Genomic DNA, 25223 nt, shown 5'->3' with positions numbered 1-25223 from the left:
CCCGTTGACTACTCGGACCGGAGCGCCTGGGTTAGATCAACGGATGCTGCGCGACGGGCCGGTAGCAGGGAAGCACCCAGTGCGAGCAGCAGAAGCGAAAGTGTCGCGAGGGTCAGTACGAGAGGATCAAAGGCACTGACCCCGAAGAGGAAGGAGCGCAGCAAACGGGAGGCGGCGAGGGCTCCTGCTAGGCCAATCGCGCAACCTAAGAGTGCAAGTCTGGCTCCCGAGGTGACAACTAGGCGGACGATGCCCGCGCGTTGTGAGCCAAGCGCCATGCGAATGGCCATCTCCTGAACCCGCAGGGCGACCGAGAACGCGATGACACTGTATATGCCGAGCACGGCCAGCAGGACGGCGATAGCGGCGAAGGATGAGATCAACGCAGTGTTGAAGCGGCGGGGAGCTTCAGAGTCCGAGATGGCGTGCTCCATGCTCTGGACCTGGGTGAGGGGAAGCTGCGGGTCGATAGAGTGCACCGTGGAGCGCAGTAGGTTCTCCATTTGCTCGGGCGCCATGGACGTGCGCAGAGCAATGTAACCGCCGTTGCCGTTGAGGTCGGTGGGCGAGGCAAGTGATCCGATCATTTCCTCTTGCTGCTCGACCGGCATGTAGTACTGCTGCTTCAGGGGTAGGTCGGGTGAGTTCTCCTTCACGTCCGCGACTTCGCCTACTACCGTGGCCCACGGTGTCTTCATCGTCTCTGTCCCGAGGCGGAAACGTTTTCCGATCGGATTTTGATTGGGCCAGGACTGCTGGGCCAGCATGTGGTTGACGATAACGATCGGCTGTCTGGTGGCGTCGTCGTCGGAGGTGAACAGACGACCGTGGAGCAAAGAAATGCCCATCGCGCTGAAGTAGTCTCCGTCCACCGCGATCGAAGTTCCTAGATCGAGACCTGCGGCGTTGGCCGGTAGGATGTGTCCCTCTGCCACAAAGGCGCTGCTGGAGTTGTTGCCGGAGGCTGGGAGGAACGTGGTAAGGCCGACACTCTTGACTCCGGGGAGAGACCGTAAACGACTGAGTAGCTTGCGATCGAATTCATCGACTGCAGTCTGGGTTCCGTATTGTTTCCTTGGGAGGCTGTAGTTGGCGACGAGGGTGTGGTCGGGCTGAAATCCGAGGTCGACCTGACGCATCTTCTCGAAGCTGCGGAGCAGCAGCCCAGATGCCGCCAACAGAACGAGGGCGACGGCGATCTCGGAGATGACGAGAGCTGACCGCAACCTGGCGTGGCCGCCGCCGGAGGTGCCGGTTCGGCCTCCTTCTTTGAGGGTGTCGTTGACGCTGGTGCGGATGGCTGCGAAGGCTGGGGCAAGGCCGCAAAGAACGCCGGTGACCACCGCAAGCCCAAGCGCAAAGGCGACGACCGGCCAGTCGAGGCCGATCTCATCAATGCGTGGCAGTGTCTCCGGTAGCGCCTGAATGCCGATGCGCAGTGCAATCGCAGCGAGCAGGAGTCCTATGATGCCTCCGGATATGCTGAGAACAAGACTTTCGAGAATGGCCTGCCAAAGCAGCGTGGAAGACGAAGCGCCAAGTGCGAGACGGACGGCAATCTCCCGGCGCCGCCGAATGGAGCGCACCAGAAGAAGACCGGCGAGGTTCGCGCAGGCAATCAATAGAACGACGGTGACAGCGAGAAAGAGGGTTCGGATGAGAGGCCGCGCCTCTTCGACGGTCTCTTCGTCGAGCGGCCTGACGATTGGGGTGATGCTGAATCCCTCCATGAAGGCGGGATAGTTCCGCATGGTCTCCTTAGCGACCCGGTTCGCATCCTCGACGGCCTGAGTTGCGGTGACGCCTGGCTTGAGGCGGCCCACCATCTGAAAGTTCCATGATGCTGCGCCAGTTCCGAGCTCTTGCGGTTCGAAGCTGATGGGAACCCACAGTTCGCTACGATTGAGGTGGCCGGGAACGAGGGGGAATTCGAAGTTGCGGGGCATAACGCCTATGACGAGGTAAGGCTTACGGTCGAGCAGGACCTTGCGCCCGAGGATGTTGGGATCGCCCTGAAACCGGCTCTGCCAGGTGGCGTAGCTTAGCACCATGACCTGTTGTCGCTGCTCGTCCTCCTGTCCAGTGAAGAAGCGACCGAGGAGTGGCTGAACAGCGAGTGCCGGAAAGACCCCGCCGCTCATCCGTGCTGCGTTGACATTGGCGGGTTCGCCTGCGCCGGAGAGCTCGTAACTGGTGGACTGGTAGCCGCCGAGGCTGGTGAAGCTGTGAGTGTCACGGGAGTAGTTGCGAATGTCGGGAGCAGTGACGCCGGCCTCGCCGTTACCGCCGACGTCCAGGCCCTTGAGGATGTCCGAGAGGACGACTAGTCGGTTGGGCTCGGGAAAGGGAAGCGGCCGCAGGAGGACTCCTTCGACGAGAGAGAAGATGGCGGTGGTCGCACCGATGGCTAAAGCAAGCATCAGAATAGCGGTGGCGGCGAATCCGGGTGACTTCGCTAGGTGACGGACGGCGATCTTCAGATCTTGAAAGAAGGAGCGCATGCGGGATCCTCAGAGAGATAGTTATGAGGAACTTAGCAATTGTCTTGCCACAGAGGATGCATGCGAGGTGGCCGTTTTCTTTGGATTTCATAGGGTTATGGGTCGCTTTCGCGATGTACCGGTGTCCATCAGCGGAATGATTGTCCATGGATGGACAGCCGGGGACGGAAGAGCGGGGAGATGAATTCCAAAGGCCAGTGATTTATACTTGTCGCTTGCCCTGCAACCGGCGTGGCGTTGGTCGACAGACCTCCCCGCAAGGTCACGCAAAATCCCGGGCACGCAGCCATTTCCGAGGAGGAAACGGCTCTCGCGCGAAGTGAAGGTTTTAGTCAAGCATGATTCGTATTCTGCAGCAGGACAACCGCATCACGAAGATTATCTTCGCCGTCATTATTGGATTTGCCGTGATCACGATGGTGATTACGCTGGTGCCCGGCATCTTTGACAACGCCACGACCAACGACGCGTCTGTCTACGCGACTGTCAAACAGCCTGGCGTCTTCGGGCGTGTCTTTGGGGAGAGCACGCCGATCAAGACCGTCGAAGTAAATCAGCTGGCGAGCCGGCAGCTGCAGCAACAGCATTTTCCTGATGCGTTGCTACCGTACTTCTTGCCGCGAGCGGGGCAGATCCTGGTGCAGCGCGCGATTTTGAAGCATGAGGCGGACAGGATGAACCTGCAGGTGAGCGACGAAGATCTCCGCCGCGAACTGCAGACAGGACCGTTTGCTCAGTATCTCTTTCCCAACGGCCAATACATTGGCGATGACGCCTACATCAACTTCGTACAGAGCGCCTTCCAGACCACTCGTGGCGATTTTGAGTCGCAGGTGAAGAGCGATATGGAGCTGAACCGCCTCCAGGCGCTGATCACGGGAGGAGTTTCGGTCTCGGATAACGCAGTGCGCGAAGCCTACAAAGTCGATGGGACCAAAGTGAAGTTCGACTACGCTGTGATCTCGTCGGATGATGTGCGTAAGACGATCAACCCGTCGGACTCGGAGTTGCAGGCATTCTTCAAGACAAACGCGGCGCGTTATGCGAACGCAGTTCCTGAGACGCGGAAGATTGAGTATGTTTCGTTCGACACCTCGAATCTCCCTGGCGGTAAGCCGCAGATCTCGGATGCGGACGTGTTGGCTTACTACACCGCGCATAAGGACCAATACCAGGTAAAGGAACAGGTGAAGGTTCGCCATATCCTGATCGCCGTCCCTGCCGGCTCGGATGCGAAGACAGATGCCGCTGCAAAGGCGAAGGCCGAAGATATTCTAAAGCAGATCAAGAGCGGCGGAAACTTCGCGGATCTCGCGAGCAAGAATTCGGACGACCCAGGTAGCAAGACGCAGGGCGGCGAACTGGGATGGCTGGATCGCGGTAAGACGGTACCGGAGTTTGATAAGGCTGCATTCACACTCGCACCGGGACAGACCTCGGACCTGATTAAGACGCAGTTCGGCTATCACATCCTGCAAGTGGAGGAAAAGAAGACGGCGCATCTCCGTCCGCTGGACGAAGTAAAGCCGGAGATCGTGCCGGTGCTCGAGCAGCAGAGGGCAGGTGCAGCAGAGCAGACATTTGCTTCGGCGCTGGCCGCGGATGCGAAGAAAAATGGCTTGGAGAAGGCAGCTGCGTCCAAGGGACTGCACGCGGTGACGACTGATTATGTTGCCAAAGATGGGGTCATCGCTGGGCTGGCTGATGGTTCGGCGTTGCTGACGCAGGCGTTCTCCGTGGTTAAGGGTGCGGATCCCGCTCCGGTTGCTACAGGCGATGGCTTCGCGGTATTCCAGGTAACCGATGTGAAGCCCGCGCATGCCCCGGAGTTTGCGGATTACAAATCGCACATTCTTGAGGACTATCGCGAACAGCAGGTGCCTCAGTTGTTGAGTGCCCAGTTGAACAAACTGGACGAACGGGCGAAGGTGCTGAACGATCTGAAGAAGGCCGCGGCAGAGATGAACGTTCCACTCAAGACGAGCGATCTCGTCGGCAAGGATGGTCAGGTACCGGATCTTGGCGCGATGAGCGGTGCAGGTTCGGTAGCTTTCTCGCTGCCGAAGGGAGCTATCTCGGGGCCGATCAACGCAGGCCGGGTTGGGGTTGTGCTCAGTGTGATCGACAAGCAAGAGCCTACTGCCGACGACATCGCGAAGAACTTCAATGCAACCAAGGACAAGCTGCTCAACGATCAGCGCGAGGAGATCTTCCGTGTGTACATCGGCGAGCTGACCCAGAAGTACGAGAAGGGCGGCGCGGTCCGGCTCTCGAAGAGGCAAGCGGAGCCGGGGTTGCCAGCCGGAAACTAGCTGCACGCTGAAACAAAGAGAGACAGACGCCCGAGTGAGCCCCTCGGGCGTCTTCGTGTTTTGTGCCGTTATCACTGTTGCCACATGGGGAGACTGTTGCATGACGCCGACTTATCGGTTTCTGGCATCATAAGTTGGAGTTGTAAGAGGGGGCTGGATGAGTGGGGACGTGAGCAATCAGGAACGTTTGTCGGGAGTTTTGCTGCATGTGACGTCGCTGCCTTCGTACGGTGGGATAGGGGACTTTGGGCCGGCTGCGTACGCATTTGTAGATTTTCTGGCGGCGGCGAAGCAGAGGATGTGGCAGGTGTTGCCGTTGAGTCCGACGGGATACGGGAGTTCTCCGTATTCGGCACTGTCGGCGTTTGCGGGGAATCCGCTGCTGATAAGCCTGGAGATGCTGGTGCATGACGGGTGGATTGCCGGGGAGCGGATCGTGGGGTTGCCGGGGCATGATGGGCCTGCGGACTTTGACGCGGCGTTCCGACTGAAGCTGCCACTGATTGAAGAGGCTGCTGGTAATTTTCTGGATCATGCCCCGGATGAGAGACGCGCGAAGTTTCAGAGATTCTGCGAACACAATAGCTCGTGGCTGCAGGACTACGCTATGTTCAACGTACTACGGCGCATGCATGAGTACGGGAGCTGGCATGAGTGGCCTGCGGAGTACGCGCGGCGTAACGGCGATGCATTGAGCAAGTTGATGAACGATCACGCCCGCGAGCTCGCGATCGAACAGGTCGTTCAGTTTTTCTTCAATGAGCAGTGGTGCGGTCTGCGGGGGTATTGTGCGGAACGCAAGATTCGTATCATGGGCGATGTTGCAATCTTCGTGAACTACGACAGTGCCGATGTGTGGACGCATCCTGAGATGTTCGAGCTGGATGAGGAACTGAGGCCGGTTCGGGTGTCGGGGGTTCCGCCGGACTACTTTTCCGTGACCGGACAGCGGTGGGGAAATCCACTTTACAAGTGGGGTCTGCTGAAGGAGCGCGGATTCGACTGGTGGGTGGCACGAATTCGGCGATCGCTGACACTATATGACGTGATTCGGCTGGACCACTTTCGCGGGTTCGAGGCGTTCTGGTCGATCCCCGCAGAGGAAGAGACGGCAATCAATGGGCAGTGGGTCAAGGCTCCGGGGCATGAGCTGTTTCAGCGTCTGAAAGAGGTGTTTGGCGATCTACCGTTTGTCGCCGAGGATCTTGGGCTCATTACGCCCGAGGTGGACGAGCTGCGGGAGCACTTTGGCATGCCGGGTATGCGAATTCTACAGTTCGGGTTCTCGGATCGTGGGGCGCATCTCTATCTGCCCCACCGGTATGTCCCAAATACGGTGGTGTACACCGGGACGCATGACAATAACACGACGCTGGGCTGGTGGCGGGATGATGTGAGCGGTGTCGAGCGTACCAACGTGCAAACCTATCTTCAAAAGATCGATCACGACGAAGACATTGTTTGGGCGATGATTCGTGCGGCCGCTCGATCGGTGGCGAATCTTTGTGTATTTCCCATGCAGGATGTGTTGCACCTGGGCAGCGAAGCCAGGATGAATACGCCTTCAGCTGGCGCGGGGAACTGGAGCTGGCGGTATGGCCTGAAGGCGGTGCATTCGGATTTTGCGACTCAACTGGCGGAGTTGATGGCGATGACCGATCGCGATGGATGGGAGAAGCCAACGGAGGGGATTGAGGCGGGAAAGCCGGTGGAAGAGGGGTCGAAACGGGCAGAGCTGGGCGCGAACGTTTAGACTGGGAGGGTATCTTAATTCTCAGGAGCACCAAAGCATGCCTCTCTCTGGCGAAGCAATCCGCACCATGAACTATGTTGATGACATTTCGGTAACGCTGCGCCGCATTCTCGCGGTGCTGCCGTCGCTGACAGAGGAGGAACGCCAGCGCGTGTCCGACCATATCAGGGGAGCCGAGCCTAGCTACGAGTCCGTGATCACGGCAGTCGCGAGCAAGAAATGATGAAGGAGGCTGCGGACCAGCCGCCGCTCGAGATTCGCAGGGTTGCGATCATCGGGGCCGGTGTGGCTGGCCGCAGCTTCGCATTGGCCTGTTCCGCCGCTGGGTTCGATGTTGTGCTGGAAGATGTCATGCCGGCCAATCTGTGGCGGGCTGAGGCGGCGTACGCAGACCTAAGCAAACGCGTTGTTGCGGGAAGTTTGGAGTTGGCCTCGACTGTTGAAGATGCCGTGCGCACAGCCGATATCGCGGTGGACTTTGTACCCGATGAGCTGGAGTCGAAGCTTGAGATCTTCAGCATGATCGACCGGATGGCTCCGCCGAAGACGATTTTGTGTACGCCGAGCTATGCGCTGAGTATTACAGATCTGGCGTCCTGTGTTTATAGGCCAGAACGGTGCGTTGCAGTGCGGGGCAATCTTGTTCGAGGTGATGCGGTAGTAGCTCCGGCGGTACGCGTGTTGTATCCAGCGGCTGCGCTGAAGCCAATTGTAGAGACTGTCCGTCGGTTTCTCTGTACGCTTGGACTTGCGGTACAGGCGGAGGCGGATCCCGACGAGCCTGCACTGATTAAGAATGTCCTTCCGGCAGCGCTGTAGGTTGCTCTTCTGTTGCAGTTAACCCTTTCTGTGTGAGCGAAGATTGCCAATGTTAATTCATTGCTGAAAGGGAACTGGTTTGCGCAACTCTGCGTAGACAACTACGGGGAGTTTTCGTCCAACCAACGCTATGCGCGCTCTAATCAATATCTTCGCTCAGGTATTCCGGTCGATTGGTGCCAACAAGCTGCGGTCGTTTCTGACGATGTTTGGAATCGCGTGGGGGGTGGCCTCACTGTTGCTGCTGATTGGGCTGGGTGAGGGATTTCGTTCGGGGCAGCGCAGAGGGCTCGCCGAGCTTGGCACTGATGTAATCATGATGTGGGGTGGAACAATTCCGGTGCTGCCGGAGCAGCATGTGGGGATGCGGCCGTACAAGCTGACGATGAGCGACGCGGCGGCGATTCGCGCACAGGCCCCGGACGTTCGGAATGTGACCTCGATCATCAATCGCAGCGATCTGAAGCAGGTAAGTGATTTTTCGAGTGCGGGCGGACAGGTGTTGGGGGTTGAACTGAACTATCCGCAGATCGCGAATCTGCCCATCGCGCAGGGACGATTTTTGAATCAGCAGGATCTGACTGAGCGACGCCAGGTAGTTGTGCTGGGACAGAGAATGGTTGGGCTCCTGTTTCCGGGACGTCCTCCGTTGGGCGCCGTGATCACACTGAATGGCTATCGGTTTCAAGTGATCGGAGTAGCAAAGAAAGTAGGGCGCGGCAACAACGATGGGCCCAATCAGAGAATCTACATTCCGCTAACGACGATGCAGGAGTTCTTTCCGATAACTGGAGACAATATCCCGCAAGACTCGATCTCTCAAATTCAATACCAGCCACTGACTGAAGAGTTGAACGAGACGGCAAAGTCTGAGGTCCACAAGATCATCGCAACGCGACACGGCTTCGATCCTGCTCGCAAAGAGGGTTTTGAGGAGTGGGACACAATCAAATCGAACCGCATGGTAGGGTTGATCTTTACCGCGATGGATGTGTTTCTGGGTGGGGTCGGCATCGTGACGCTTGCATTGGGAGCGGTTGGAATTATCAATATCATGCTGGTGACGGTGACGGAGCGGACGAAGGAGATTGGCCTGCGGAAGGCGTTAGGCGCGACGAATAGAAGCATTCTCTTCCAGTTTTTTCTTGAGGGGTTGACGCTGACGGCGCTGAGTGGGCTGATTGGAATTATCGGTGCCGCGGCTCTGATGGCGGCGCTCGGTTCGGTGGTCGGAAATAATGATATGGGGTTCGATCCGCCGCGATTGGTGCCTTGGTCGGCTGCGATGGCGATGGGGACGTTGACCTTGTGTGGCATCGTGGCTGGACTGTATCCGGCGAGACAGGCAGCAATGCTCGCTCCTGTTGAAGCACTGCGAAAGGAATAAGACCATGCTGAGTGACATTCTGGGGCAGGCTATAGAGGCGATGAAACACAATCGTCGACGGACGACGATCACGATTGTGGGCATGGCGTGGGGCATCGCAACGGTGGTGTTGCTGCTGGCTTACGGTGCCGGGTTTGGGCAGGCGTTCGAGAATATCTTTGCTCAGTTTGGTACGAACATGATCGGTGTGTTTCCAGGACGGACCAGCGAGCAGGCGGGCGGCTCGAAAGCGGGAGTGCAGGTTCGGCTCACGCAGGAAGATGTGGAGAGAATTCAGGAGACGGTGCCAGGGGTGATGCGCGTCGCCCCAACAGTGGACAAAACCGTGCCTGTGCAGAACGATTTGCATAGCTTCAGCTGGGATGTGACCGGAATTACGCCGGAGCTGCAGTCGATTCAGAGGCTCGATCTAGCCGCGGGGCGTCCGATCACTGAAGCCGATGTGCAGCAAAGGGCGCACGTTACGGTAATCGGCTCGGAGGCTAAGACAAAGCTATTTTCGGGGCTATACCCGATTGGCGAGAAGATCCGGCTAAATGGTGTGAGCTTTGAAGTGGTTGGGGTGATGACGCCGAAGATGCAGGAGGGCGATGACAGCGACATTAACCGTCAGGTGAACGTGCCGCTGACGACGATGAGCGATATCAAGGACACCAAATATCTCGACGGCATTTGGCTGGACTACAAGGGCGACCCCAAGATGGTTGAGGAGGCGCTGCGCAAGACACTTGCGATAGCACATGGCTACAGGCCGAGCGACCGGCGCGCTGTGTTTGTGGCGAACATCATGGAGCAGTTGACGCAGTTTCGAATTATTTCGCTGGGGTTGCAGGTGCTGCTTTCCTTTATCGGCGCGCTCACACTGGGGATCGCGGGAATAGGTCTGATGAACATCATGCTGGTGAGTGTACAGCAGAGAACGCGAGAGATCGGTGTGGAGAAAGCACTGGGAGCAAGGAAGCGACACATTCTGATGCAATTTCTGGCTGAAGCACTCGTGATTTCGGGTGTCGGCGGGGTGGGTGGCATTGCGCTGGCATATGCGGTCGCAAAGAGTGTAGGGCGGATTACGTTCTATAGTGCGCTTGCATCGAATGCGGAAGCTGGAGATATCCATCTGCTGATTTCTCCAAACACAGTTTTGGTGGCGACGATAATTCTCATCATCGTGGGAACGATCAGTGGGATGATTCCGGCGATGAAGGCAGCTGCTTTGGATCCGATTGAGGCGCTCAGGTACGAGTAGAGGAGAGACTTTTCAGCGAGTGGGCCTCGTTTTCGTCGACAAGAATCTCTCAATTCCTGCAACTTCGAGGACGCGGATTTCTACGGAACGGATCTCTCGGGAGCTCGATTTCGCAGATGTAATCTTCGGAACGTCGAGATGAGTAAAAGCTAGCTTGTCGACGCGCATCTTCGAGGGTCAGTAGTGGATGGAATCCAGTTGTACGCAGAGGATATTAAGGGCGCGGTGGTCGATGCATCGCAGACGCTGTTATTCGCTCGGTTTTTGGGCATACGAATTGCGTAGCTAGTTTTCACCACGCTGACATTTGTAGGGAGCTTGCATGGAGGCGCGTGCTTCGTTGACGGCGCCCTGGGTGTTGTCGTTGCTCTGTACTGCGAGACGATACTCGTTGACGGCACGGTCCCGCTGGCCGGTGCAGTCGAAGATGCGGGCCAGCTCGATGTGGCTCCAGACCTCGACCCATTTGGGATCGCCGTCGCCGCGGAGTGCGTCGCGGAAGCTGTTGGCGGCGGACTGGTAGTTGCGCTGCATGAAGAATATTTCGCCTATGCGGTAAGCGGCGAGCGAGCTGTTTTTGTTGGTGTCGAGAGCCTTTTGATATTCGATGAGTGCGGCTGTGAGGTCGCCCTGCGCGACTTGCTCTTGACCACGGAGGACGGCGACGCGGACGGCAAGATCCGGAGTGCTTTTTAGCAACCAGTTGTCAGGGTCAATGCTGATGCGGCGGGGGCGTCCGAACGTTTCGATGGAATATTGCGAGTCGGAGCCGGAGACGTCGACCCGGCGAATCTCCGTTTTACCGTCGGTTTCGATGCGGAGCTCGATCGGCATGCGGAATAGGTCGAGGTCCTGAGTGATGGCTCCTATGGTGCGGAAGCCCTTGTTGTCTCCGAGGCGGAAGACAGAGTATTTGTCGGCGAAGGCTGGGGCACCGGTTCCGTCGAGCCACTGGGCGAAGAAGGACTCAAGCTGGAGGCTGGATTCCTTTTCGGCTATGGTCTGAACGTTGGAGGTGTGGACCGATTTGTCGGTGTACTGCGAAAGAATAGTACGGAGAAATTTGGTGAAGACCTCGTCGCCCATCTCCCAGCGAAGCATGTGAAAGACCATGGCGCCTTTTTCAAGAGTCATGGACTGGAACTGCGGGGAGAAGGGGTCGAGGCGACCGATGGTTGTGAGTGGTTCGGTGTCATATGCCAGGGCGCCGGCAGAGACATCAGTGATGGCGGACTGGAATGCGTTTTTACCGGAAGAGTCCTCGAGGTACATCAGTTCGGCGTAGCGAGACATGCCGTTGGTGATCCAAGCATCGTTCATCGTCGCGGGTGAGACCTGACTGCCCCACCACTGGTGGGCGAGGGTATTGGAGAGCAGGCGCTGCTCGTTGCGGGCAGCGATGCGGTTGCCGGCGATGGCGGCTATCTCTGGGGCCCAGGCGGCGGAGACGGCATCGTCGGGTAGTTCGACCAGGTTCATGCGAGTGGATTCGGGTTGGCCGAAGGTGCCGGACATGAAGAGATATTCGCGCTCGCCCAAGCTGGCGAAGTCGTGGGCGTGGTCTTTGTGTTTTTCGGTAACATAGACGCGCATGTTGCCCGCGGTTATGGGCTCAAGGAACTTTCCCGCGATGATGGTGCCGGGGAAGCCGGGTTTGGCCCACTTAAAGGTATGTTCCGTGCGGTTGCCGGGGAGGCTCTTTGATGCGGCGACCCCGCTGCCAGAGCCTACGACGCGCTCGTCCGAAGGGACCCGGATGTGCATTTCGGCGGTGAAGCGATTGGTGAAGAGGCCCGTCATGGGGAACCAGCGGCCGGCATAGAGAAGAATGCTGATGGGATCTTCGACGGAGGCAAGCTTGATGCCTTCGACCGGGCTAGTGTCGGCGCCTTTGAGGGTCCCGGAGTATTCGAAGTGATATGTGGTGCTTGCGCCCTTTGCGAGAGGCGTTGAGAGCGTGAAGCGAACGGTACTGTTGTTGGTAAGGCGCTCGGATTCGAGAGAATGGCCCTGGGCGTCGGTGACCTTGGTGATTTGGAGGCCGTTGTTCAGCTCGAAGGTGGGTGTTGTGAGGTCTTCAAGGGCGGTGAAGGTGACCTCGACGGTAGCGCTGAGGCGGTTGACGGAGGGGTCAAGGTCGGCGCTGATCAGGTAGCCGGTGATCTGCAGTTGAGGCTTTACCGGCGCAGCCCAGGCTGCAGTCGCGAGAAGACAGAGAGAGAGCACCCTCATGGGTGTCGTTCGAAGGATGCGGAAGAGGGCGGACATGCGGGCTAAGATTCCTCAAAACATCATGGTACAGCGATCGATTGATTAGACGCTTGCAGTTACGTTTGGGCCACCAGCGGGCATTTTTCGAGACAAAAGTTCCTCGACGGCATCGCAAACCTGCTGTATAGGGCTTGAATTCAAGTCTGGACGGAGGATGTGGCGGACTTCCGCGAGGTCGGCGATCATCTGTTGGCGCTCAGTGGTTTCGGCAAGTAGGGGTGCCAGGGCCGCGGCCACGTTTTTGGCAGTAAAGCGGTCCTGCAGGAATTCTGGCACGATGCGGCGGCCAGCGATGAGATTGACCATGGCGATGGGAAGGTTACCGTCGGCGTCTGTCTGTGAAGGGATCTCCGGGGGGTAATGGATGAGAAGTTTTGCCAGCCGAAAGGTGACGGGAGAGACGCGGTAGACAACGACAAAGGGGTTTCCTATGACTGCCGCCTGGACCGTGGCTGTGCCGCTGGCGACAACACTGGCGCGGGCATGGTGAAGAGCTTCGCGGGCGCCGGGCACGAGATGAAGATGAAGGCGCTTCAGGTCTGACTCAGGTTTCGCGGGCCACCACTCGTCAGGGCCGGCGATATAGGCCTCAAGTTTTTGGCGATCGATAGTGGCAGCTACGGGCAATAAGAACTCGAACCCGCAGGAGAGTTGGTGAGCCAACTCGATCATTGCGTCTAAATTGGCGGTGATCTCTTTCCAGCGACTGCCGGGTAAGAGTGCGATCCACTGCTTGGCTGGGTCGAGACCATGGGCTGCAGCGTAATCACCGCGAGAGACCGTCGGTCTGGGAAGTTCAGCTAGGGGATGGCCGACAAATGTGGCGTCGACTCCCCGGGCTCGGTAGAACTTTTCTTCAAACGGAAAGATAACCATCATGCGATCGACGCGCTGCTGGACCCAACGAAGGCGGCGACGCTTCCAGGCCCAGAGTTGCGGGCTTACGAAGTAAACGACCGGAACGCCCAGTTTTTTCAGTTCGCGTGCAAGGCGGAGGTTGACGTCAGGAAAATCGATGAGGATGGCGACGTCGGGACGGCGCTTTTTGATGACGGCGACGAGACGGCGATACTCCCCATAGATGTAAGGAATGTGCCGGATGACCTCGGTGATGCCCATGTGGGCGACATCCTCGGCGCGGACGATGCGGTCTAGGCCGGCGTCTTCCAACTCCTTGCCTCCGAGCCCGAAGCCGATGAGGCTCGAGTGGCGGCTGCGAAGTTCGGAGAGGATCTGGGCGCCATAGTGGTCGCCACTGGCTTCGCCCGCAGAGAGAAAGATGGTCGGATTGGGGTTCGTGGTGATGGATCCAGTGTAGATTTTTCTGGAGGAATTCGCATGGTTTTAAGTGCAACGAAGAGGTTTCAGGCGGTGCTGGAGCCGGCCAACAACGGGCTGGGGTGGGTGATCGTGCGGCTGCCGTTCGACGTTGAGAAGGCATGGAAGAAGATGGTGCGGCTGCGGGTGAAGGTGGAGATTGGGGCTGAAATCTTTCGAACTTCTTTGTTTGGCGATGCGGTGCGGGGCGGCCATTTCGTTCTGGTGAACAAGAAGATGCAGAAGGCCGCATGCGCGAAGGTCGGAGCAATGGTGGAGATTGCGATCGAACCGGATCTCGAGCAGCGTGAGCCGGTGGCAACTGCCCAGTTCGAGAAGCTGTTGAAGCGAGAGAAGAGGTTGGCGAAGTGGTACAGGGAACAGAGTGAGTCGATGCAGTACGAGGTGGGCAAGTGGCTAAATGCGGTGAAAAGTCCCGAGGCGCGTCAGAGGCGTGCGGAGCAGATGGCGGAGCGGATGTTGCTGACAATGGAGGGAGAGAAGGTGCTACCGCCTGTGGTGGAAGCGGCGTTTCACAGGGCGCCGATGGCGCGTCGAGGGTGGGAGCTATTGACACCGACGCAGAGGATGAGCAGCCTGCTGGCGATCTTTTACTACCAGGGTCCGGAGGCTCGGGAGAAGCGTGCGAGGAAGCTGGTGGAGGACTGTTTGAGGGCGGCGAGACGAGCGGACGTCAGTCGGCGCTGAGGGGCTCGAGGGGAATCGAGTCGCTTCCTGAGCCAAGCTCCTGATCCCTGTACTGGAGTTGGTAGAGCTTCCAGTACAGGCCGCGTTCGGTGAGAAGCTGCTGATGGGTACCGCGTTCGCGGAGTTGGCCTTTGTGCATGACGAGGATGGTGTCGGCGCGTTGAATCGTGGAGAGACGATGCGCGATGAGGATCGAGGTGCGTCCGGTGATCATGCGGGAGAGGGCGAGGCGGACCCGGAGTTCGGTGTCGGTATCGACAGAGGAGGTGGCCTCGTCGAGGATGAGGATGCGGGGCGAATGGGCGAGGGCACGGGCGAAGCTGATGAGTTGCTTCTGGCCGGTGGAGAGCGTGGCGCCGCGTTCGCGAACTGGTTCGGCAAACTGCAAGGGTAGCGATCGGATAAAGTCGCCTATGTTGACCTCGTCCGCGGCGAGCTCAAGGCGTTCGTCGGTGATCCATTTAGACCCGAGGCGGATGTTGTCGGCGATGGTGCCGGTGAAGAGAAATGGATCTTGCAGGACGACGCCGAAGCGCTGGCGGAGCTTCTTCAGGTCTTGCTCGCGGACGTCGACGCCATCGACCAGGATGCTGCCGCGCTGAATGTCATAGAAGCGCATCATGAGGCCTGTGATAGTTGTCTTGCCAGCGCCGGTGTGGCCGACGATGGCGGCGGTTTCGTCTGGTTCGACTGTAAAGCTGACGCCGCGAAGAATCCATTCAATGTCGGCGAAGGTGTTGAGCTCATCTTCGGTTGCTGCAGCTACACGTGTGTATTGTGCTTCATCAAGTTTTTGGTAGGTGAACCAGACGTTGCGGAACTCGACGCGGCCAGAGTCATCACCAAGGATTGGGGAGGCGGGCGAGATGATGGTCGGCTGGGTATCCAGCAGGTTGAAGACGCGTTCGCTGGCTGCCATGGCCGCTTGCAGTATGTTGTACTTTTCGCTGAGATCCTGAATGGGCCGAAAGAAGCGCTGCGCGTACTGGATGAATGCGATGAGAACGCCAACAGTCACAACGCTGCCAGCCTTTGGCAGAGCGTGCAAAATAGGCTGCAGTTCGTGGAGTTGCGTTGCCTGGAGATAGTGGAGCGCGGAGATGCCGCCGCGCCAGATTACGAGCGCGATCGCGGTCGAGCTAAGGAACTCAACGACCGGGTAGTAAACAGCGTAGGCGAAGATGGCGTCGGTCCAAGCCTGTTTGTTCTCGGCGTTGACCGAGGAGTAGTCGTTGAAGGCGCGGCGCTCGCGGTTAAAGAGCTGCACGATAGACATGCCCGAGACGTACTCCTGCGTGAAGGAGTTGATCCGTGCCGTTGCCGCTCGCTGGCGGCGGTAGCTGTCGCGAACGTGGCGGCGGAAGATTTTTGTGACGTAGAGAATTGCCGGGATGACCGAGAGCGCGAGCAAGGCGAGCGGCCAGCTCATCCGCAGCATGATGAGAACAATGAACAGAAGAACGAAGATGTCCTCAAAGATGGCGAGCACGCCAGAGGTGAACATCTCGTTGAGTGCGTCGACGTCCGACGTGACGCGGGTCACGAGCTTGCCGACGGGGTTGTGATCGAAGAAGGAGGGCTGCATGCGCTGCAGGTGGCGGAAGATCTGGCTGCGAAGGTCGAACATGATCTTCTGGCCAGTCCACTGCATCATGTAGGTCTGCGCAAACTCCAGCACGTAGGTGAGAAGGAGCGCCCCGAGGTAAAGGCAACCGATCTGCGTGATGCCGGTCATGGGGCGCGAGCTCAGATGACGCGCAAGCCAGGAGAGCTTCGCCGGCGGCGTATCGGTCATGTAGGTGTCGACGGCGACCTTGACCAGATATGGTCCCATGACATCCGTCGAAGCCTTGAAAAAGATGGTAAGAGCTGAGAGACCGGTCTGTAGCTTGTAGGGCTTGAGGTATGTCAGAAGGCGTCGCATGAGGCGCGCGTCGTAGGCTTTGCCTGCGACCTCATCGTCTTGCGACGGCTTTTTCGCGGGCTGTTCCTTCGGATCCTTCGGTTTCTGCTCGTCGGCCATTTGCAATCTCTATTCTAGATGCTTAAGGGCGACTAGAGATTCGGGAAGTGCGGGGTTCATTAGGGTTTGACGTCTATCACCACTGCGCCCAATACAGTGCCTTGGTCGTTCAGCTGGGCGAAGACCACCACGCGCATGTTGACAACGTTCGCGTCTCCGGGAGCGTTAAGGCTGAAGCTAAGTGGGCCAGCCGCCAGGTCTTTCAAAGATCCAATGCGCTGCAGGTTCCGTACGACACCGACGTGCTGAAGCCTGCGACCGCCATTTTCGCCGTTGCGAACGTCAGTGATGTCCGTCGGATCGACCAGGGCGGCGTAGAGTTCGACGCGCGACGAAGATACCGAGGACGCAGGCAGCGAGACGGAGGCTGAGATTTTTCGGGCGTCTACCACGGGGCGGGAGAGCAATAGGTTTAGTTTGGCCTTCTGTGCGGCGCTTGCGATCGACCGGTGGGCGTGGGAGCTGTCGTTGCCGACGAACTGGTCAGTTCCGTCGACGATCATCTGCGGGGTGTAGACACCGTCAACGCCGAGGCGAGCGCTGTATTGGTTTTGACGCTCGGTGTACTGGTGTGAGGAGAAACGGTCGTGCCAGCCGAGATTGTCCCAGTAGTCGACGTGCTCGCCGAGCACGATGATCTCAGCGTTTTGAATGGGTTGATCGTGGTCGAGCTTAGCGAGCAAGGCGTCTGCGGGCGGACAGCTGGAACAACCCTCAGAAGTGAAGAGCTCCACCAGAACCGGCGTGCGGTTGGACGGAGCAGCCTGCGAGAGAGCGGAGATCGGCGCGGCGAGGAAGAAAAGCGAAAGGACGGAGGTGGCGAAGGAGCGAATCTGCAGCATAGAACTGAACCTCTGTAACGTTAGAGCCGCTTGCGCTTGTTTAGTTACGTCCACGAGAAAGGACCAAGCGTGAAACAATTGGAGGGAGGATATCTCGTACTAATGGCTGGCCCTGTTGGCGTCTACATTTCGGTTCCGTTCTGCAAGGCAAAGTGCACCTTCTGCAACTTTGCTTCGGGTGTATTCGGCGCAGAACGGATGCAGCACTATGTCGATCGCCTGTGCGGAGAGATTCGCGGAGCACACGAGGCTGCAGAAAGAATCGATGCCTCGCTCCCCAGGGCCGTGGACACGATCTACTTCGGCGGGGGAACGCCTAGCCTGCTTTCGGCTCAACAGTTTGAGAAGATATTTCAGCATCTGCGTGGCGAGTTCGACATCGACACTGATGCGGAGATCACTCTGGAATGTGCTCCGGGGCAGCTCGCGGATGGGACCCTGGACGAGCTATTGCGGCAGGGGATGAACCGAATCAGTTTTGGCGTGCAGTCGTTTGTTGACCGGGAGACGGTAGCGGTCGGGCGGTTGCATACGCGACAGCAGTGCGACGCGGAGATTGCGAGAGTGAGAGCTGCCGCCGTTCGCGATATCAATATCGACCTGATCGCAGGACTGCCGCACCAGACAGCGGAGAGTTGGCAGTACTCCGTGGAGCAGGCCATTGCAAGTGGTGCGCCACATATCAGTGTCTACTTGCTTGAAGTAGATGAGGATTCGCGGCTGGGACGAGAGCTGCTGGAGCAGGGAAGTCGATACAGTGCTGCAGCTGTGCCCGATGAGGATCAGGCTGCGGAGTGGTATCAGCATGCGTGCGACATGCTGCGGGATGCAGGTGTGCAACAGTACGAGATCTCGAACTTTGCACGGTCTGGACATCAGTCTCGTCATAATATGAAGTACTGGCAGCGTCAGCCTTATATCGGCTTTGGGCTCGATGCTCACTCGATGCTGCTTGCTGGTCCAGATGCGGTGAGATTTGCCAACACCAGCGATCTGGAACGTTATCTCGGACAAGGATCGGCTGCGAATCCGCTTCGCCTTTTTGAATCAGAGCAGGACGCGACGGATAGTCAGGTCGATATCGTCGGGCCTGGCGAGGCTTTTGAGGAGTCGCTCTTTCTCGGCTTGCGTCTTAATGAAGGGGTCGATCTCGGCACGTTACGGAGACAGTTTGGTGAGACCTTATTGGAGGAGACGATGCCTGCCCTGATAGAGGTTCGCGATGCAGGTCTACTGGTACTCGACTCTGGAAGGATTCGGTTGACTCCGCGTGGACGCTTAGTCTCCAACGAAGTCTTCAGCCGGCTGTTGATTTCTACCGCCGCATAAAAAAGAACAATCATCACAGGAGAGAACGAAGACCATGATCGATCTGCGCAGCGACACCGTTACCCGCCCCACCGCAGCCATGCGCGAGGCGATGGCCTCCGCGGAGGTCGGCGACGATGTCTATAGTGAAGACCCTACTGTCAACCGTCTGGAAAAAGATGCCGCGGAGGTTTTTGGTCGCGAGGCTTCCATCTTCGTGCCGACCGGAACAATGGGAAATCAAATTGCGATTCGGTTACATACGCGTCACGGGCAGGAGGTTATCTGCGAAGCGCGGTCGCACGTATTGGACTGGGAAATAGCGATGATGGCCGCGTTCTCGGGCTGCCAGGCACGTACGGTCGCAGCAGAGCGAGGCATCCTGACGTGGGACCACATCAAGCCTGCGATCGGCGCAAAAATCTACTATCGCGCTCAAACGGCGCTGATCAGTCTGGAGAACTCACACAACATGGCCGGCGGTACGGTAACTCCGTTGCCGGTTCTCGAAGAAGTATGGGCAGGCGCTCGCGAAGTCGGCTTACCAGTCCATCTCGATGGGGCAAGAGTGTTTAACGCAGCGACTGCGCTGGGACTTAGCGTGGCGAAGTTGACCAGCGGATTCGACACCGTCATGTTCTGTCTGTCGAAGGGGTTGGGCGCGCCGGTCGGTTCCATGCTGCTCGGCAGCAAGAAGTCAATTGATGAGGCTCGGATCTATCGCAAAGCCTTGGGTGGAGGCATGCGGCAGGCGGGTATCATTGCCGCTGCCGGGCTGATCGCTTTGCACGAGATGCCGAAGCGCTTGCAGGAAGATCACTCGAATGCTCGTCTTCTAGCAGATGCGGTCGCGTCGGAGCCCAGTAAGGCGGTGATCGATCTAGATGCGGTGCAGACCAACATTGTGATCTTCAAGCTGCTTGGCACAGATCAGGCCAACGGCGGCGATGCCGTGGGCTTCGTTGCTGCATTGAAGCAGAAAGGAGTGTTGGCCAGCGCCATCGGCCCCCACTCGGTGCGATTCGTGACGCACTACGATGTCGATCGAGTCGCTTGCACCAAGGCCGCGGCGATTGTGTCAGAGGAGTTGCGTGCGCTCTAATAACCGGGGCGGCTTTCGTGTCGTGGCTTAGACCGAAAGCCTAATCTCCGCCAGCATTGATAGTGGGATCGGTTGCGAGGAAGACGCTGACTCTGGTGCCGTGCGATGCGTCGCTCGTATCGCTGGAGATAGAGATCGTGCCCGCATGTTTATTGATGATTCCGCGGCTGACCCAAAGACCGAGGCCAGTTCCATGCTCTCCTTTCGTGGTGAAAAAAGGCTGGAACAGGTGTGGCTGTACATCGTCTGGAATGCCCACTCCATTGTCGGCTATCGAGATGATCGCCCCGGGTTGCAGCTTCTGGCCATTTGCTCCGACACTTGCGCATTGCGGTACGATGCTGACTTTTACCTGCCCGCCCTGACCGGCTGCTTCGGCCGCATTCGTGATGAGGTTGGTGAACACCTGCCGCAGTTCGGCAGGGAAGGCGCATACTTCGATCGGTTCGGGCATCTCTGTTGTCGTCGTCACACCGAGATCACTGAGTCGTCTTTCCATCAGAAGGAGAATCTCCTCCAGCATCTCTTTGAGATCCACCACAACAGGAGCCTTCGATTCGCGATACAGCCCAAGCATGGCGCGGCTGATCTGAGTGACTCGCGTCAACTCCTGCTCGGCCATATCCATGAAGTGGACCGATTCCTCGGGAGACGCGCCGTTGCGCATGAGATAAAGCAGATTCGAGACGGAGTCGAGCGGGTTATGGATCTCGTGCGCAATCGTGGCGGCAAGGCGACCCGCAACGGCCAGCTTCTCGTTCGCAATCAGAGCCTCTTGTGTTTTACGTTCCATCGTGATGTCGCGAAAGACGAGGACGATGCCGATCGTGTTGCCAGCTTTGTCGCGGATGGGCGCGCCGCTGTCGGAGATATCGAGTTCAGTGCCGTCCTTGCGCAGGAGAATGGTGTGATGGTTCGCCATGCCGACGATCCTGTCGAGTCGCCTCACCTTCGCGACGGGTGTTTCTACCGGTTCGCGCGTCGTCTCGTTGACGATGCGGAAGATCTCTTCGAGTCGTCGTCCATCGGCCTCGGTCTGACTCCAGCCGGTCAACTCCCTTGCTACGGGATTCATCATCTGGATGCGGCCTTCAGCATCGCACGTGATGACTCCGTCGCCAATCGATTCGAGAGTGGTCCGGAGTTGCTGCTCGGATTGGTAGAGTTCTTCGGCGCGGCGGCCTAGGATGTCAAGCGAACCTCGGTATGCTGCGGAGACTGCATGGAGACGGCTGCGGGTAAAGAGGCCGATCAAGACCCCCATTCCAAGAGCCAGCGCGAGCAACACGAGAAGCAGGCTATGGACTTGACGGTGCCACCGGGCGATTCGACGGGTGCGGCTGGCCTCAGCCTTCTGGATGATGTCGGTGAGGTCGTGACGAACATTGTCCATCAAGACCTTGCCATGCAGGTTCAAATCGACGTCGTTGGTCTGTCCTCCTCCACGAACGGTCGCGATAATGGGAAGGGCAAACGCGTCCTCCCATGTCTGATGTTCGTCTCGGAGGTCTGCAATGTCGTGCTTCTGGTCCGCGTCGGCTCCGGCCATGTTGTCAAGGTTTTGGATTTCGCTCTGCAGATGGGACTCAGCTTCGTAAAAGGGCTGCAGAAACCTTGTGTCGCCGGTGGTTTCGTATCCGCGTAGGCCGGACTCCTCATCCACAATCAGTTTCGAAAGAAGGGTCGCCTGTGAGATTCGGGCGTCAGATTCCTGGATAAGATTAACCGTTACGTTTGATCCTCGGATCTGGACGTAGAGCGCGCCGGCGACCACCAGCAACGCCACGACAGGCAATATGAACACCTGCCTTAGAATGTTATTGAACTGACTTAGATTCACAGTCCTCTCATCTCGTGCCTTGCCTTCGCGGGTTGGATCAACTGATTGGTTGCAGCAGGCTGCCTAGTTTTTCCAGAAGAACAGGCGCACCTTCTCCCTTAGTCATATAGAGATCCACCACAGAGGTCACCTCAGGAGCCAGACCAATGTAGGCGGAGAGCAAAAGGATGGGGACCTGGGGCTTTGTCTGACGCATCTGGATGGCGATTTCGCCGCCGTGCATGCCGGGCATGGAGTAGTCCAACACAACCGCCTCGACCGGCTCGGTTGAGAAGATGGCAAGGCCGGTCGGTCCATCTGATGCAGTCAACACTCGGTATCCAGCGCGTTCCAGCAAAATCTTCCGAACCTCGAGCCCGATTCGTTCGTCATCCACGCAAAGGACGAGATTGGAGTTCTGTTTCATGGAGTTCTGACCATCTACAACCCGTAGAATTACTCTAGAGTATACGAACGTACTCTTCATACGGTTTACTGTGGACGATTCATCGTACGTTAGCAATCCCCCGTCCGGGGTGCGCTAACCTGACGTTAATCAAGTCGCGAGTTGACAGGGGTTTACGAAGTGAGTCAGACGATTTTTGTTTTGGAAGACGATGCGGATATCTCCCGACTGGTGCAGTACCACCTGGAGAGCGCCGGCTTTACAGTTCGCCCGTATCTTGCTATCAATCAGATACTTGCCGATGCCGAACGGCAACCGCCCGCACTTTTTCTGTTGGACATCATGGTCCCCGGTGGCGACGGTCTCGACCTATGCCGACGGCTCCGTCAGAATCCTACCCTCAGCGTGGTTCCGATTATCTTCCTGACGGCACGCGCTGCCGAAAACGACCGCGTCCATGGCCTGGAGATGGGAGCGGACGATTACATCACCAAACCCTTCGCCACGCGCGAGCTTGTAGCGAGGGTCAAAGCGGTACTGCGGCGCTTCGAGAGACCAAGCTCGCCTTCAGTTCTCAAGTTCGAGAATGTTGAGATTGACGCCAGCGCGATGCAGCTTCGCGTGAACGGCGAACTGGTAACGACGACCGCTACGGAGTTTCGGCTTCTCGATTATCTCGCCCGTCATCCCGGGCGTGTTTTTAGTCGCGATCATCTTCTGGACGCGGTGTGGGGCGACGCCCGCTTTGTGACGCCTCGTTCGGTCGACGTTTACGTCCGTCGTATTCGCGAAAAGATCGAGGCCGACGCCGAGACACCGCGCTATTTGAAGACCATGCGTGGCGCGGGCTATCGATTCGAGATTCCTAAGGCGGCACAAGCCTAGGGGGGCGGCTCGTGAGGCGTGGTGTCTTTCTTTCGGTCTTCCTTCGCATCGCGATCGCGTTGGTATTCGTTGCGCTAGCAGGATTCTCCTCGCTCCCGCACCGCTGGATAATCGCCGGTGTCCTTGTTATCGCATGGGCCGGTATCAGTGCCTTCTCTCTGGCGCGTTCGGTTCGGCAAGACGTCACGCTCCTGCAAAATTCTGCCGCGGCGGTTCCTGAGCGCCAGGTAGGAGAGATCAAACCCTCCTTCAGCAATTTTGATGGCCTGGCACGTGCGATTTCAGTTGCCTCCGATCATGTGAACCGTTCGCTGAGCGAGGCCTCAGAAAGCCGGCACGAACTCGAAGCAATGATCGACAGCATGCAGGATGCGGTGGTTGCCGTCGATCCCGCAGGCCGCATTCAGTGGACCAATCAGCGGATGCAGAAGCTGATTCCAGGTGCTTCCTTTAGCAGCGCGATCCGTATCGGACACGCGCTGGTCCAGACGATCCGCGATCCGGAGATTCTGGATTGCGTTCGGACCGCCCTCGAGCAGCGTGTGGTGAGCGATGGCCGCTCGACCTCGCTTTTGCCGGGGCGTATCTTTGAAGTGAACGTCTCTCCGATGCCCGGTGGCGGAGCCGTGGCCGTTCTTCACGACATTACCCGCATCGAACAGGTCGAACGAACCCAGCGCGACTTCGTGGCTAATGTTTCGCACGAACTGCGTACCCCCTTGACGTCGATTACGGGTTACGTTGAAACACTGCTTGACCACGAGGCTTCGCTCAGTCAGTCAGCGCGAGAGTTTCTGACCATCATCTTGAAGAACGCAACTCGAATGAATCGCCTGACCGAAGATCTGTTGGTGATGGCACGGGTCGAATCCTCCGAGCAGGAGCTGCACCCGGCCCCAATCCCAGCCGACATTTTAGTGCGCGATGCTGTGCAGGCGATGAGCGGCCTCGTACAGGACACCGAATCGATCCTCGAGATTGGTGAGATCTCCTCCGCCGAGGTCTTCGCCGACACCGATGCGATCCTCCAGGTTCTCAGCAACCTCATTGAGAATGGTATCAAGTACGGCCAGGCCAGGAACGCACCCGTTTGCAAGGTGATCGTCTCGTCCCGCGACGTGTCGGATCCGATTGAGGCCGTCGAGTTCAGTGTGAGGGATTTTGGCCCCGGAATTGCCTCGGAACACCTCGGCCGCATCTTCGAGCGCTTCTATCGGGTAGACAAAGCGCGTTCAAGAGAGTCAGGCGGGACCGGGTTGGGACTCGCCATTGCACGACACATGGTGCAGACTCACGGCGGATCGATTCGAGCCGAAAGCGAGCTCAACGCCGGCAGCAACTTTATATTCACACTCCCTAAAGCTCAGAACTTAGTGGAATAATGCCGTTTTCACTACGATGTAACCTCCCCGTAACAATTCCCGCTCACACTCATTGTGAGATGTATTGACTGGTTTGATGGATCGATGCACTTAAGCCTAGGGGGACGAGTGAAACTGAAAGTCATCGCAACAGGCGTACTGGCGCTTTTAACTATCGGAGCCAACGCACAGAACATCAACGGAGCCGGGGCGACCTTCCCGTATCCTATCTACTCCAAGTGGTTTAGCGAATACAGCGCGCTGCACCCAGACGTGAAAATTAACTATCAGTCCATCGGCTCCGGCGGCGGTATTCGCCAGGTGTCGGAAGGCACCGTCGATTTTGGCGCTACCGACGGACCAATGACCGATCAACAGCTGAAGGATGCCAAGATCAAGGTGATGCACATCCCCACAGTCCTTGGTGCAGTGGTACCGGTCTACAATCTACCGGGCGTCAACAAAGAACTCAACTTCTCTTCCGACGTCATTGCCGATATATATCTTGGCAAGATTAGCAAGTGGAACGACGCGCGCATCGCAAAGGATAATCCGGGAGTCAGTCTGCCGGACAAATCGATTCTGCCCGTCTATCGTTCGGACGGAAGTGGAACAACATTTATCTTCACTGACTTTCTCTCAAAGGTGAGCCCTGACTGGTCGAACAAAGTAGGCCATAGCACCTCGGTCAAGTGGCCGACAGGTATCGGCCAAAAGGGAAATGAGGGCGTAGCCGGCATGGTTCGCCAGTCGCCTTACTCTTTCGGTTATGTCGAGCTGATCTACGCCGAGACGAACAAGATGAGCTTCGGCGCAGTTCGCAATGCTTCAGGTAGATTTCTCAAGGCGTCGACCGCCGGTGTGACCGCTGCTGCCGCCGCCACTGCCAAGACAATGCCTGCCGACTATCGTGTCTCCATCACGAACGCAGCAGGCGCCGACTCCTACCCGATCTCCAGCTTTACTTGGCTGCTGATCCCAACTCACTCCACCGATCCAAACAAGGCAAAGGCGCTGGCCGATTTTCTGGGCTGGATGCTGGACCATGGCGAAACCGAAGCCGCTGCGCTGACCTATGCTCCATTGCCCAAGCAGGTGCAGGATATGGTTCGCAAGAGCATCGCGAACGTAAAGTAGTTACTCTGCCGCACGGGTTTCACCTC

19 protein-coding genes and 1 pseudogene are annotated in these 25223 nt (G+C 57.8%); 13 read left to right on the top strand and 7 right to left on the bottom strand.

Annotated elements, in window-relative coordinates:
* Positions 1–8: 8 nt before the first annotated feature.
* Positions 9–2501 (bottom strand): ABC transporter permease, encoded by a 2493-nt coding sequence (locus HDF12_RS14180; RefSeq protein ID WP_179584391.1) that lies wholly within the window; start codon positions 2499–2501, stop codon positions 9–11.
* Positions 2502–2839: 338 nt separating this feature from the next.
* On the opposite strand from HDF12_RS14180, the gene HDF12_RS14175 reads away from it, so the two are divergent.
* From HDF12_RS14175 to HDF12_RS22935, 7 genes and pseudogenes are all read left to right on the top strand, one after another.
* Complete coding sequence (locus HDF12_RS14175) at positions 2840–4813, top strand: peptidylprolyl isomerase (RefSeq protein WP_179584389.1); 1974 nt, start codon at positions 2840–2842, stop codon at positions 4811–4813.
* A 157-nt stretch (positions 4814–4970) separates the two neighbouring features.
* On the top strand, positions 4971–6566 hold the full coding sequence (malQ, locus tag HDF12_RS14170) for a 4-alpha-glucanotransferase (protein ID WP_179584387.1): 1596 nt from the start codon (positions 4971–4973) through the stop codon (positions 6564–6566).
* Between the two features lie 37 nt (positions 6567–6603).
* Complete coding sequence (locus HDF12_RS14165) at positions 6604–6789, top strand: hypothetical protein (protein WP_179584385.1); 186 nt, start codon at positions 6604–6606, stop codon at positions 6787–6789.
* Positions 6786–7385: a 3-hydroxyacyl-CoA dehydrogenase NAD-binding domain-containing protein gene (locus HDF12_RS14160; protein WP_179584383.1), complete on the top strand. Its 600-nt coding sequence runs from the start codon at positions 6786–6788 to the stop codon at positions 7383–7385. The genes HDF12_RS14165 and HDF12_RS14160 overlap by 4 nt, the downstream gene beginning before the upstream one ends.
* Before the next feature lie 130 nt (positions 7386–7515).
* On the top strand, positions 7516–8772 hold the full coding sequence (locus HDF12_RS14155; protein WP_179584381.1) for an ABC transporter permease: 1257 nt from the start codon (positions 7516–7518) through the stop codon (positions 8770–8772).
* A gap of 4 nt (positions 8773–8776) precedes the next feature.
* Entirely contained in the window at positions 8777–10018 is a 1242-nt protein-coding gene (locus HDF12_RS14150; protein ID WP_179584379.1) for an ABC transporter permease, read from the top strand.
* Between the two features lie 69 nt (positions 10019–10087).
* Positions 10088–10171 (top strand): annotated as a pseudogene (locus tag HDF12_RS22935) (pentapeptide repeat-containing protein); the annotation flags it as partial.
* A gap of 132 nt (positions 10172–10303) precedes the next feature.
* On the opposite strand, the gene HDF12_RS14140 reads toward HDF12_RS22935, so the two are convergent.
* Together HDF12_RS14140 and lpxB are read right to left on the bottom strand one after the other, a co-directional pair.
* Positions 10304–12286 carry a M1 family aminopeptidase gene (locus tag HDF12_RS14140; protein WP_179584377.1) on the bottom strand — a complete coding sequence of 661 codons (1983 nt, stop codon included), beginning with the start codon at positions 12284–12286 and terminating at the stop codon, positions 10304–10306.
* Positions 12287–12331: 45 nt separating this feature from the next.
* Entirely contained in the window at positions 12332–13570 is a 1239-nt protein-coding gene (gene lpxB / locus HDF12_RS14135; protein WP_373563981.1) for a lipid-A-disaccharide synthase, read from the bottom strand.
* Between the two features lie 57 nt (positions 13571–13627).
* On the opposite strand from lpxB, the gene HDF12_RS14130 reads away from it, so the two are divergent.
* On the top strand, positions 13628–14314 hold the full coding sequence (locus HDF12_RS14130) for a YdeI/OmpD-associated family protein (RefSeq protein ID WP_179584375.1): 687 nt from the start codon (positions 13628–13630) through the stop codon (positions 14312–14314).
* Here the strand turns inward: HDF12_RS14130 and HDF12_RS14125 are convergent.
* Entirely contained in the window at positions 14301–16337 is a 2037-nt protein-coding gene (locus HDF12_RS14125) for an ABC transporter ATP-binding protein (protein ID WP_179584373.1), read from the bottom strand. The genes HDF12_RS14130 and HDF12_RS14125 overlap by 14 nt on opposite strands.
* A 59-nt stretch (positions 16338–16396) precedes the next feature.
* Positions 16397–17179 carry a DUF1223 domain-containing protein gene (locus HDF12_RS14120; RefSeq protein ID WP_179584371.1) on the bottom strand — a complete coding sequence of 261 codons (783 nt, stop codon included), beginning with the start codon at positions 17177–17179 and terminating at the stop codon, positions 16397–16399.
* Between the two features lie 102 nt (positions 17180–17281).
* Here HDF12_RS14120 and hemW point away from each other — a divergent pair, with 102 nt between their 5' ends.
* Positions 17282–18508, top strand: coding sequence for a radical SAM family heme chaperone HemW (hemW, locus tag HDF12_RS14115; protein ID WP_179584369.1), 1227 nt, complete (start codon positions 17282–17284; stop codon positions 18506–18508).
* A gap of 34 nt (positions 18509–18542) precedes the next feature.
* Positions 18543–19589, top strand: a complete 1047-nt coding sequence (locus HDF12_RS14110; protein WP_179584367.1) for a threonine aldolase family protein — start codon at positions 18543–18545, stop codon at positions 19587–19589.
* Between the two features lie 40 nt (positions 19590–19629).
* Here HDF12_RS14110 and HDF12_RS14105 read toward each other — a convergent pair whose 3' ends face one another.
* Positions 19630–21429: an ATP-binding protein gene (locus tag HDF12_RS14105; RefSeq protein ID WP_179584365.1), complete on the bottom strand. Its 1800-nt coding sequence runs from the start codon at positions 21427–21429 to the stop codon at positions 19630–19632.
* 37 nt (positions 21430–21466) lie between these two features.
* Positions 21467–21835 carry a response regulator transcription factor gene (locus HDF12_RS14100; RefSeq protein ID WP_179584363.1) on the bottom strand — a complete coding sequence of 123 codons (369 nt, stop codon included), beginning with the start codon at positions 21833–21835 and terminating at the stop codon, positions 21467–21469.
* Positions 21836–21994: 159 nt separating this feature from the next.
* On the opposite strand from HDF12_RS14100, the gene HDF12_RS14095 reads away from it, so the two are divergent.
* From HDF12_RS14095 to pstS, 3 genes are all read left to right on the top strand, one after another.
* Positions 21995–22699, top strand: coding sequence for a winged helix-turn-helix domain-containing protein (locus tag HDF12_RS14095; protein ID WP_179584361.1), 705 nt, complete (start codon positions 21995–21997; stop codon positions 22697–22699).
* Positions 22700–22710: 11 nt separating this feature from the next.
* Positions 22711–24081: an ATP-binding protein gene (locus HDF12_RS14090; protein ID WP_179584359.1), complete on the top strand. Its 1371-nt coding sequence runs from the start codon at positions 22711–22713 to the stop codon at positions 24079–24081.
* A 108-nt stretch (positions 24082–24189) separates the two neighbouring features.
* A complete protein-coding gene (pstS, locus tag HDF12_RS14085; RefSeq protein WP_179584357.1) occupies positions 24190–25197 on the top strand; it encodes a phosphate ABC transporter substrate-binding protein PstS in 1008 nt (335 codons plus the stop codon).
* The last annotated feature ends 26 nt before the right edge of the window (positions 25198–25223 follow it).

Origin of the sequence: Tunturiibacter gelidiferens, from assembly GCF_013410115.1 — a bacterium.
Lineage (GTDB): Bacteria > Acidobacteriota > Terriglobia > Terriglobales > Acidobacteriaceae > Edaphobacter > Edaphobacter gelidiferens.
Note: the sequence above shows the minus strand (reverse complement) of the source record. Positions and strands in the feature narration are given on the sequence as shown.

What these genes read in the sequence shown, in the direction of transcription:
- HDF12_RS14180 (WP_179584391.1), bottom strand. Translation starts at nt 2,501, where the DNA reads ATGCGCTCCTTCTTTCAAGATCTGAAGATCGCCGTCCGTCACCTAGCG.
- HDF12_RS14175 (WP_179584389.1), top strand. Translation starts at nt 2,840, where the DNA reads ATGATTCGTATTCTGCAGCAGGACAACCGCATCACGAAGATTATCTTC.
- malQ (WP_179584387.1), top strand. Translation starts at nt 4,971, where the DNA reads ATGAGTGGGGACGTGAGCAATCAGGAACGTTTGTCGGGAGTTTTGCTG.
- HDF12_RS14165 (WP_179584385.1), top strand. Translation starts at nt 6,604, where the DNA reads ATGCCTCTCTCTGGCGAAGCAATCCGCACCATGAACTATGTTGATGAC.
- HDF12_RS14160 (WP_179584383.1), top strand. Translation starts at nt 6,786, where the DNA reads ATGATGAAGGAGGCTGCGGACCAGCCGCCGCTCGAGATTCGCAGGGTT.
- HDF12_RS14155 (WP_179584381.1), top strand. Translation starts at nt 7,516, where the DNA reads ATGCGCGCTCTAATCAATATCTTCGCTCAGGTATTCCGGTCGATTGGT.
- HDF12_RS14150 (WP_179584379.1), top strand. Translation starts at nt 8,777, where the DNA reads ATGCTGAGTGACATTCTGGGGCAGGCTATAGAGGCGATGAAACACAAT.
- HDF12_RS14140 (WP_179584377.1), bottom strand. Translation starts at nt 12,286, where the DNA reads ATGTCCGCCCTCTTCCGCATCCTTCGAACGACACCCATGAGGGTGCTC.
- HDF12_RS14130 (WP_179584375.1), top strand. Translation starts at nt 13,628, where the DNA reads ATGGTTTTAAGTGCAACGAAGAGGTTTCAGGCGGTGCTGGAGCCGGCC.
- HDF12_RS14125 (WP_179584373.1), bottom strand. Translation starts at nt 16,337, where the DNA reads ATGGCCGACGAGCAGAAACCGAAGGATCCGAAGGAACAGCCCGCGAAA.
- HDF12_RS14120 (WP_179584371.1), bottom strand. Translation starts at nt 17,179, where the DNA reads ATGCTGCAGATTCGCTCCTTCGCCACCTCCGTCCTTTCGCTTTTCTTC.
- hemW (WP_179584369.1), top strand. Translation starts at nt 17,282, where the DNA reads ATGGCTGGCCCTGTTGGCGTCTACATTTCGGTTCCGTTCTGCAAGGCA.
- HDF12_RS14110 (WP_179584367.1), top strand. Translation starts at nt 18,543, where the DNA reads ATGATCGATCTGCGCAGCGACACCGTTACCCGCCCCACCGCAGCCATG.
- HDF12_RS14100 (WP_179584363.1), bottom strand. Translation starts at nt 21,835, where the DNA reads ATGAAACAGAACTCCAATCTCGTCCTTTGCGTGGATGACGAACGAATC.